The sequence below is a fragment of the Acinetobacter sp. V2 genome, assembly GCF_001188385.1.
Lineage (GTDB): Bacteria > Pseudomonadota > Gammaproteobacteria > Pseudomonadales > Moraxellaceae > Acinetobacter > Acinetobacter oleivorans.
On sequence record NZ_JZFB01000001.1, the window covers coordinates 243,271 to 243,551 of the forward strand.

The 281-nt window shown below is 44.1% G+C and carries 1 pseudogene; it reads left to right on the plus strand.

From position 1 onward, the window contains the following. Positions 1-281 (plus strand): annotated as a pseudogene (locus UC75_RS19595) (AMP-binding protein); the annotation flags it as partial.

Genomic DNA, 281 nt, shown 5'->3' on the forward strand with positions numbered 1-281 from the left:
CGTATGCATATGTCTGAAATCACCATTTGTTATGGTATGACTGAAACCTCACCAGTAAGTGTACAAAGCTCGGTAAATGATTCAATTGATAAACGGGTAAGCACAGTTGGGCATGTTCATCCGCATGTTGAAATTAAAATTGTCGATTTAGAAGGGCAGATTGTTCCGCAAGGGACTTTGGGTGAGCTATGCGTTCGCGGTTATTCCGTGATGGCTGGTTATTGGGGTGAAGAAGAAAAGACCAAAGAAGTCATTGATGCGGCTGGCTGGATGCATACGGG